General features: G+C 38.7%; 5 protein-coding genes and 1 pseudogene. 2 read left to right on the top strand and 4 right to left on the bottom strand.

Going from position 1 to position 3,170, the window contains the following annotated elements; translation table 11 throughout:
- Nucleotides 1-707 precede the first annotated feature (707 nt).
- Together PVV65_RS09405 and PVV65_RS09400 are read left to right on the top strand one after the other, a co-directional pair.
- Nucleotides 708-1,435 (top strand): annotated as a pseudogene (locus PVV65_RS09405) (phage antirepressor KilAC domain-containing protein).
- Nucleotides 1,432-1,710 carry a hypothetical protein gene (locus tag PVV65_RS09400; protein ID WP_273755632.1) on the top strand — a complete coding sequence of 93 codons (279 nt, stop codon included), beginning with the start codon at nucleotides 1,432-1,434 and terminating at the stop codon, nucleotides 1,708-1,710. The pseudogene PVV65_RS09405 and the gene PVV65_RS09400 overlap by 4 nt, the downstream one beginning before the upstream one ends.
- A gap of 45 nt (nucleotides 1,711-1,755) precedes the next feature.
- Here PVV65_RS09400 and PVV65_RS09395 read toward each other — a convergent pair whose 3' ends face one another.
- The 4 genes from PVV65_RS09395 to PVV65_RS09380 all read right to left on the bottom strand — a co-directional run bounded on the left by PVV65_RS09395 (nucleotide 1,756) and on the right by PVV65_RS09380 (nucleotide 2,928).
- A complete protein-coding gene (locus PVV65_RS09395; protein ID WP_273755646.1) occupies nucleotides 1,756-2,037 on the bottom strand; it encodes a type II toxin-antitoxin system YafQ family toxin in 282 nt (93 codons plus the stop codon).
- Entirely contained in the window at nucleotides 2,024-2,287 is a 264-nt protein-coding gene (locus PVV65_RS09390) for a type II toxin-antitoxin system RelB/DinJ family antitoxin (RefSeq protein ID WP_039757918.1), read from the bottom strand. The genes PVV65_RS09395 and PVV65_RS09390 overlap by 14 nt, the downstream gene beginning before the upstream one ends.
- Before the next feature lie 91 nt (nucleotides 2,288-2,378).
- Complete coding sequence (locus PVV65_RS09385; RefSeq protein WP_273755631.1) at nucleotides 2,379-2,684, bottom strand: BrnA antitoxin family protein; 306 nt, start codon at nucleotides 2,682-2,684, stop codon at nucleotides 2,379-2,381.
- A complete protein-coding gene (locus PVV65_RS09380) occupies nucleotides 2,662-2,928 on the bottom strand; it encodes a BrnT family toxin (protein WP_144755617.1) in 267 nt (88 codons plus the stop codon). The genes PVV65_RS09385 and PVV65_RS09380 overlap by 23 nt, the downstream gene beginning before the upstream one ends.
- Nucleotides 2,929-3,170 lie beyond the last annotated feature (242 nt).

Raw genomic sequence — 3,170 nt, 5'->3', positions numbered from 1 at the left:
AGTGATGTCCAAGCCAGAAATTGCAAATGCTATCGCACAATATGCCAGTGAAAGACTAACCAAAAACATACAGTACCAACTTGCTCGTCAAGAATACGCTGCCAATAAAAGAGGCTAGATCATGTTTTCAAGCTTTATCTCTATATTACATATCCTTATGAGTTTAGGCATTACATATTCTTATTGCAATTTAAAAAAAGATCATCATTTATGCTTTGTTTTTTCATAAAAAAATACAATAAAATCAATGCAAAAGGTACTTCCCAGCGGGTGGCTTCGTTGCGGGGCAGGCGAGCGCGAACTATCGCTAGCGACAGAATTTTTAAATCGACTGTACATTGTACACTTAACTTATTGATAAATAATGATTTCAACATGTACACTGTACAGTATGTGCACCGTTTTCTTAGCAAAAAGTAATTTTTATTACTTGACAATTCTACAGTAATAGGTATCTTCGAATCAGGTGCCTAAGAAACACCTTAGAAAATACCAAGCGGACAAACTACCGAGATAGTTTATTTTCCGCACATTAAAGGCTTTGACTCATTGTATGTTACACGCATATAATGATATTGTCGGGTGTGGTTACGCTATACAATACCCTTTTTGGGAAAAGCATAACGACGGACTTGGTACCGTGTTTCTTAGCACCCGGCACTCTTTTTGAGTGTCATTAAGAAACCTCTATTACCAAGGAGTTCTTTATGAACACACTTATAGAAATTAAAGAAAGCACTGCTAATAGTGCTACCACTCAGACTATGTCGAGTCGTGAAATTGCAGAATTGTGCAGTAAAAGACATGACCATGTTATACGTGATATCAAGAAAATGCTTGAAGAACTTAACGCCCCCAAATTTGGGGTGGTTAATTTTAGCGTTTATTATCTTGATAGCAAAGGAGAAACGCGCCCTTGTTATAACCTTCCCAAGCGTGAATATTTAATTCTCGTATCTGGTTACAGCACTGCTTTACGAGCAAAAATCATTGACCGGTGGCAAGAATTGGAAAAACAAGTAGCAACACCGCAAATTGACTACTCAAGTCCTCAAGCTATGATTGGCTTTTTGACACACCTACAAAACCAAATTGAGCAGAAAGATCATGTGATTGCAGAATTAGCTCTAAAAGCAGAGGCTCTGGATGGCTTAAAGCGTTCTGATGGGCTGTTCGGTCTTATTGAAGCAGCAAAGATGTTAGAGGTACGACCAAAGGATTTAACCGATTATTTGCGGAAACATGATTGGGTCTATCGACGGGCTCCAGGGGCGCCGCTGTTACCCTATCAAGATAAAATCAAGAAAGGCTTTATGGATTGCCTGCGATTACCATTCAAAGACCGGATGGGACAGAAAAGGTACTGCCTTCAACAAAAATCACCTCAAGAGGATTGGCATGTTTGAGAGAACAAATTCATGGAGGTGTACAATGAAGATCGATACTAACTTTTTATGCGATTTATGGATAGCATTGTTTCAGTTTTCTAATGATGAAAATATTAACGAAAAAGAGTGTACAGCTCTGGTTGACATCATGAGTCTGGTAGAAAAGGTTTTAGTTTTAAAACTCCAAAATGACGTTCCCAATATTGTTAAGATTCTAGCAGTTCTTACAGATTTTGGAGCTTCAGAGTTACCGCACCACTTGGATTCTTTGTTGCGTGCTTACGAACCAAATTTAGAGTCCCCCATTAAAAAGGTTGCTTAAAGTAAATACAATCCCCCTTCCCCACTTCAAAGGTGGGGAGGTGATTTAAAGATCAAGTTGTGAATGAGAGCCAAGATGCACCAAAATCAATCTGTCTTGATCGACCAAGCGGTAAATCAACACTAGATCGGGTCGAATATGACAATCTCGGTAATTGCTCCAATTTCCAGTCAGTGCATGATCACGATACCGAAGTTCTAAAGGTTGATCATTCGCTAATGCTGCAATGACTTTGCGTAAATCAGTATCTAAAAGATGCCGATGTCGTTCTTTCATCTCACGCTTGAAATCCCGTTTGAAAATGGTGGTACGTTCAATCGTCCGCATAGAGATCATCAAATAATTCGTCTACGGAATGAAACTTTTTTAAATTGCCTTCATCAAGTTCGGCAAAAGCCGCTATGGTTTCTGCATTGGGTTGAAATAAGAAAGAAGGAATAGCTTTATCTTGTGCAATACGTGTCATCAAAACTCTCACGACATCACTTACTGACAAACCAGAGGCTTGAATAACTTGACTAGCAACATTTTGAATCTCTTCTGGTACGCGTGCTTGAACCATGCGACTGGTAGCCATAACGATTTCTCCTCTCTTAATTGTATTTCAATGTAGTACAATTGGAATTTAATTTCAACTGTAAAGCACTTTTTAGAATGGAGAGGTCGGCTTAACATCCACTTGCTTTTTTTAACACTTCACTCATACGTGTGCGCCAATCTTTTCCTTGTTTTTTAAAAGAGGCAATAACGTTTGGGTCAAGACGGAGAGTAACCGCTTGTTTAGGAGATTCAACGGGTGGGCGCCCACGTTTACGGCGCTCTTCTGTTACATATTTAAAAAAAGAGGCTGGTAAAATATCTTTAGCCGGCTTTAAGCGTGCAAGTTCTTCATCTGTCAATGGTGGAGAATCTACAGCTTCATAATCTTCTTTTGTATAGCCACAGTCTCTTTCAAAGGTTTTGTTGATAGTCATTGAAAACCTCTCTTTCTTTTTTATTAGCTTGACGGAAACTAATAATGGATATCGCTTCAGTGCCAAGCTTCGCAAAAACAACAACTGTCGTACCATTAGCAAAACGTCCAATAGCCTTCATGCGGTTTGAATGGGTTGCATCAATAAGAGCATGCTCCCAATCAAAGTAAATAACATCAGCAAAATCAAGCTTATGTTTAACAATGTTTACAGCTCTTTTTGGTTCATCCCACACGATCTTCATATATTTTATGTACACGAAAAAATAAAATTGTGTCAATAATTAAAGTGTACAATAATTCGCATAAATCATTCAAAATGGAGCGACTGCTCAATGACTAAGAAATCTCGAAAAGGTTTATCGGTTCGTGCGTTTGCGAAGAAGATGGGTGTTTCACATAATGCGGTGGTTTCTCGGATAAAGACAGGTAAATTTGATGCAGCTCTTTTTGAAGATGGTTCTGTCAATGAAGCGCTTGCAACAGC

Origin of the sequence: Bartonella sp. ML70XJBT (genome assembly GCF_028618425.1) — a bacterium.
In the GTDB taxonomy this organism is placed as follows: Bacteria; Pseudomonadota; Alphaproteobacteria; order Rhizobiales; family Rhizobiaceae; genus Bartonella.
Note: the sequence above shows the minus strand (reverse complement) of the source record. Positions and strands in the feature narration are given on the sequence as shown.